The sequence below is a fragment of the Mesorhizobium sp. M2A.F.Ca.ET.039.01.1.1 genome, from assembly GCF_003998035.1.
Classification (GTDB): Bacteria; Pseudomonadota; Alphaproteobacteria; order Rhizobiales; family Rhizobiaceae; genus Mesorhizobium.
In genome coordinates this window covers 1-5,345 of record NZ_RZRY01000446.1, presented here as the reverse complement: position 1 = coordinate 5,345, position 5,345 = coordinate 1, and the positions used below count along the sequence as shown (strand labels likewise).

The 5,345-nt window shown below is 63.4% G+C and carries 5 protein-coding genes; all 5 read right to left on the bottom strand.

Annotated elements, in window-relative coordinates:
• The coding region (locus EOA24_RS26375) for a DnaJ domain-containing protein (RefSeq protein WP_133374620.1) at positions 1-111 on the bottom strand (111 nt) is incomplete at its 3' end.
• Between the two features lie 221 nt (positions 112-332).
• Positions 333-2,249 carry a molecular chaperone DnaK gene (gene dnaK / locus EOA24_RS26370; RefSeq protein ID WP_126080143.1) on the bottom strand — a complete coding sequence of 639 codons (1,917 nt, stop codon included), beginning with the start codon at positions 2,247-2,249 and terminating at the stop codon, positions 333-335.
• 465 nt (positions 2,250-2,714) lie between these two features.
• Complete coding sequence (locus EOA24_RS26365; RefSeq protein WP_127410224.1) at positions 2,715-3,683, bottom strand: substrate-binding domain-containing protein; 969 nt, start codon at positions 3,681-3,683, stop codon at positions 2,715-2,717.
• 18 nt (positions 3,684-3,701) lie between these two features.
• Complete coding sequence (locus EOA24_RS26360; protein ID WP_126080145.1) at positions 3,702-4,997, bottom strand: ABC transporter permease; 1,296 nt, start codon at positions 4,995-4,997, stop codon at positions 3,702-3,704.
• On the bottom strand, positions 4,994-5,345 hold a 352-nt coding region (locus tag EOA24_RS26355; protein WP_133374619.1), incomplete at its 5' end, for an ATP-binding cassette domain-containing protein. The genes EOA24_RS26355 and EOA24_RS26360, both read right to left, overlap by 4 nt.

Sequence of the window (5,345 nt, the reverse complement as noted above, 5' to 3'; positions counted from 1 at the left end):
GGGGTTGCGGTCGGGATGGAACTGCATGGCGAGCTTGCGAAAAGCGCTCTTGAGTTCCTTTTCGTCGGCGCCTTTTTGCACGCCCAGCGTTTCGTAGAAATCAGCTTTCATTTTTTCCCGCTGTCCGGATGCTCAATGTCTTCAAGCATTGTTGGCGACGTTTGCCGGCATGGCCTTGGATTTAGGAGCGATGTTTCCCGGATGCTAGTACCAAGCAGGCTAGCTCCGGTTTTTTCCGTCACTTTTTCAAGCAGGCCCGTACTTTTTCAACGAAGGTTGCAAAAAAGCCCGGCTTTGCACCGGGCTTTTGCACTTAATCGCCGTCAGCCGGCTCAAGCCGACTTCTTCTTGTCGTCGTCTTCGTCGATTTCCTCGAAGTCGGCGTCGACCACGTCCGAATCCTTGGCGGCATCCGCCTTGGCGTCGGCTTCGGCCGCTTCCTTCTGCGAGGCCTCGTACATGGCCTGGCCGAGCTTCATCGACACTTCGGCGAGCGACTGCGACTTGGCCTCGATATCGGCCGGATCGTCGCCTTCGGCCGCGGTCTTCAGCGCGGCGATGGCATCGGAGATCGCGGTGCGATCAGCATCCGAGACCTTGTCGCCATAATCCTTCAGCGACTTCTCGGACGAATGCACCAGCGCCTCGGCCTGGTTGCGGGCCTCGACGAGAGCACGGCGCTTCTTGTCGGCGTCGGCATTGGCCTCGGCGTCCTTCACCATCTTCTCGATGTCGGCGTCGGACAGGCCGCCCGAAGCCTGGATGCGGATCTGGTGCTCCTTGCCGGTGCCCTTGTCCTTGGCCGAGACGTTGACGATGCCGTTGGCGTCGATGTCGAAGGTGACCTCGATCTGCGGCACGCCGCGCGGCGCCGGCGGGATGCCGACCAGGTCGAACTGGCCGAGCAGCTTGTTGTCCGCCGCCATTTCGCGCTCGCCCTGGAAGACGCGGATCGTCACAGCCGACTGCGAATCCTCGGCGGTCGAGAAGGTCTGGCTCTTCTTGGTCGGGATCGTCGTGTTGCGCTCGATCAGTCGGGTGAACACGCCACCCAGCGTCTCGATGCCCAGCGACAGCGGCGTCACATCGAGCAACAGCACGTCCTTAACATCGCCCTGCAGCACGCCGGCCTGGATGGCGGCGCCGAGCGCAACGACCTCATCCGGATTGACGCCCTTGTGCGGCTCCTTGCCGAAGAACTGCTTCACGATCTCCTGGATCTTGGGCATGCGGGTCATGCCGCCGACCAGCACCACTTCGTCGATCTCGGCAGCCTTCAGGCCAGCATCCTTGAGCGCCGCCTTGCAGGGCTCGATCGTGCGCTGGACGAGGTCGTCGACCAGCTGCTCGAACTTCGCCCGGGTGAGCTTCATCGTCAGGTGCTTCGGGCCGGTGGCGTCGGCGGTGATGAAGGGAAGGTTGATCTCGGTCTGCGTCGTCGACGACAGCTCGATCTTGGCCTTCTCGGCCGCTTCCTTCAGACGCTGCAGCGCCAGTTTGTCGGCCTTGAGGTCGATGCCCTGTTCCTTCTTGAATTCGGCCGCCAGATATTCGACGAGCCGCATGTCGAAATCCTCGCCGCCGAGGAAGGTGTCACCATTGGTCGACTTCACCTCGAACACGCCGTCGCCGATTTCGAGCACGGAAATATCGAAGGTGCCGCCGCCAAGGTCATAGACGGCGATGGTCTTGCCGTCCTTCTTCTCCAGGCCGTAGGCAAGGGCTGCGGCCGTCGGCTCGTTGATGATGCGCAGCACCTCAAGGCCGGCGATCCTGCCGGCGTCCTTGGTCGCCTGGCGCTGGGCGTCGTTGAAATAGGCCGGAACGGTGATGACCGCCTTCTCGACCTTCTCGCCCAGATAGGCTTCTGCCGTCTCCTTCATCTTCTGCAGGATCATGGCCGAGATCTGGCTGGGCGACTGCTTCTTGCCGCCGGCCTCGACCCAGGCGTCGCCATTGTCGCCCTTGACGATCTTGTAGGGGACAAGCTTCTTGTCCTTCTCCGTCACCGGGTCGTCATAGCGGCGGCCGATCAGGCGCTTGACCGCGAAGATGGTGTTTTCAGGATTGGTGACCGCCTGGCGCTTGGCCGGCTGGCCAACGAGGCGTTCGCCGTCATTCGAGATGGCGACGATGGAAGGCGTCGTGCGCGCGCCCTCAGCATTCTCAATCACCTTGGGGTCCTTGCCATCCATGATGGCGATGCAGGAATTGGTGGTGCCGAGATCGATACCGATAACTTTTGCCATTGTTCTAGTCTCTCCTCTAAGCAGGCTCTCAGGACCCTTCAAAAGGCGTTCCGACGAAAGCCCCTGTTCACAAGAAATCCCGTCATGGTCACCGGTTTTCGGGGGCCGGGACGGCTGGGGCGTATATAAGAACAGCCGATACGGGGCGCAAGCATTCTGCGCAAGCTGTTCATTGTCTCGGCAAGGCTTTGGCAGCGATCCGCCGCGCGTTGGGGCGCGCTCGGCGCGAGCCCGCGCTATCGTATTGTTCCGACTGGCTTTTTTGGACGCGACGCCGCTGGCGGCGCCTGGAGCCGTCATCCGGTGAGGGTAACGCTCGCCTCGGGGGGCGTGACTTTCGGTCGCGAAAGGCCGGAAAATCGGCGTCTCGGCGACCTTTCACGCATCCGGCGGCTAGCTTGTCAGGGGAGCGCCTCGCGCTCGGGCAAAACCCTGCCGGGCGCGTGGCCCGGCAGGGCTCCGGACTTAGAGCCCGTTGTCCTTGAGGATCTTGGCGGTGTTCTCCTTGGTGATCTTCTCCGTCGGCAGCGTGATGGTCTTCTCGACCTTCTCGCCGTTGAGGAACTTGATCGCCTGACGCAGGCCCTCGGCGCCCGGCGTGACATAGGTGAAGGTCGCGGTCAGCTCGCCCTTGTTCACCATCTGCACGCCTTCGTTGGGCAGACCGTCGATGCCGATGAACTTGATGTCCTTCTCGCGCCCGACATCCTTCGCCGCGAGATAGGCGCCATAGGCCATCGGATCGTTGTGGCCGTAGACGAGGTCGATCTTCTCGTTGGTCTTCAGCGCGTTGGCCATGATGTTGTAGGCCTGGTCCTGCTTCCAGTCGCCCGACTGCTGGTCGAGCAGATACTTGATGCCCGGCTCCTTGTCGGTGAATTCATGGAAACCGTCATGGCGGTCATGCGCCGGCTGCGTGCCCATGCCGCCCCAGATCTCGACGACGTTGCCGGCGGCCTTGCCCTTGCCGCCCAGAAGCTCGACGGCATATTCGCCGGCAGCCCGGCCGATCAGCTTGTTGTCGCCACCGACGAACTGCGTGTAGTCCTTGGTGTCGACATTGCGGTCGAGCACGAAGACCGGGATCTTGGCGTCGATCGCCTGTTGCACCACGCCGGTGAGGCCGGCCGATTCCTTCGGCGACACCAGCAGCGCGTCGACCTCCTGGCGGATCAGGTTCTCGACGTCGGCGACCTGCTTTTCGGTCTTGTCCTCGCCGTCGGTGATGATCAGCTCGACTTCCGGATGCCTGGCGGCCTCGGCGATGATGTCCTTGTTGAACTGGGCGCGCCAGGGTTCGATGGTCGTCACCTGCGAGAAGCCGATCTTCCACTTCTTGTCCTGGGCAAAGGCATGGTTGCCGGACAGAATTGCGGTGGTCGTCAGAAGTGCCGCCGCGAAAGTGGCGAGCTTCAGCATTTCACGTCGTTTCATGGTCCTATTTCCTCCGGATTATAGAGACGAGGTCTCCTGTGACGGCCGCTTGGCCGCGGCCGTTTCCTTTTGCGCCGCCCGTCCGCCGGGCAGGCGCAGATAGCTTAAAATGTCGCCGGCGTTGCGCTCCTGAACGAGCACCGTGCCGATGATGATCGCCCCCTTCAGCACCAGCTGAAGGTTCGAATTGATGTTGTGCAGCTGCAGGATGTTGGACAGCAGTCCGAAGATCAGCACGCCGCAGAAGGTGCCGATCAGGCTGCCGCGCCCGCCCATCAGGCTGGTGCCGCCGATAACCACGGCGGCGATGGCGTCGAGCTCCAGCCCCGCGCCGGCATCCGGCTTGCCTTGCCGGTATTGCGCCACGTAGAGCGCCGCCGCGATGCCGGCGAGCAGGCCGGACACCGCATAGGTGGCGATCTTGACGCGTCCCGCCGCGATGCCGGAAAGCCTGGCCGCCTCCTCATTGCCGCCGATGGCGTAGACATAGCGGCCGAAGGGCGTGAAGCGCAGCACCGCGCCGTAGATCACGACCGCGCCGAGGAAGAACAGGCCTGGCATCGGCACGACGCCGAACACCAGCGAGCGCAGGATCTCGAACTCTTCCGTGGCGTTGGAGCCGGTATAGACCGGCAGCACCGCATTGTTCTGGCCGGCGGTCAGCCTGGCGATGCCGAGCGCTGTCACCATCATCGCCAGCGTCACGATAAAGGGCTGCAGGCGGCCGGCGACGATGATGAAGCCGTTGATGGTGCCGAACAGCAGGCCGACGCAAGGCGCCACCAGAAGCACGCCGAGCACGCCGAACTTGGTCTCGACCTGCGGCAGCAGGTACCACAGCGAGAGGCAGCAAAGGATCACGCCGACCACGCCCGGGATGACCAGCCCGCGCGTCGTGTCCAGCCGCACGTCGCGGCCGGCTTCCGCGCCGGCGCGGGATTTCTGGATGTTGAGCAGGATGAAGCGGGTGGCGAGTGCGCCGAGGCTGAGAGCCACCAGCGCGGTCGTCGGCACGCCAAGCGCCGCCGACGGCGTGATGCCCGGCACGGTGAGCAGCATGGCGCAGACGACCGAGCAGATCGCCATCAGCGAGCCGACGGAAAGATCGATGCCGCCGGTCAGGATCACCGCCGTCATGCCGGTGGCGATGAGGCCGGTGGTCGACACCTGGCGCAGCACGTCGAGCAGGTTACCGTAGGACAAGAAGATGTTGTTGCCCTTGGAGCTGATCGGCGAGCCGAACACGCCGATCAGGAAGATGGCGATCAGCCCCCAGTAAAGTTTGGTGCGGGAGACAAGGCTGATGAGGTTCATGCCGCAGGTCTCGCGGTCCTTCTAGGGGCGGCAAGCCGCATGATCGCCTCCTCGCTGGCCTCAATGCGGGACAGGATGCCGCGCTGGCGGCCCTCCGCCATGACCAGGATGCGGTCGGCCAGATGCAGAAGCTCGGGCAGTTCCGAGCTGATCACGGTGATCGCCAGCCCGTCGCCGGCGAGCTTGAAGATGAGGTCGTAGATCTCGCGCTTGGCGCCGACATCGATGCCGCGCGTCGGCTCGTCGAGCAGAAGCACGCGCGGCCGTGTCGCCAGCCATTTGCCGATCACCACCTTCTGCTGGTTGCCGCCCGACAGCGTGCCGGCGGCCTGCTCGATGCTTTCGCAG

Coding starts and splice junctions, on each gene's coding strand:
- dnaK (WP_126080143.1), bottom strand. CDS start 2,249: ATGGCAAAAGTTATCGGTATCGATCTCGGCACCACCAATTCCTGCATC.
- EOA24_RS26365 (WP_127410224.1), bottom strand. CDS start 3,683: ATGAAACGACGTGAAATGCTGAAGCTCGCCACTTTCGCGGCGGCACTT.
- EOA24_RS26360 (WP_126080145.1), bottom strand. CDS start 4,997: ATGAACCTCATCAGCCTTGTCTCCCGCACCAAACTTTACTGGGGGCTG.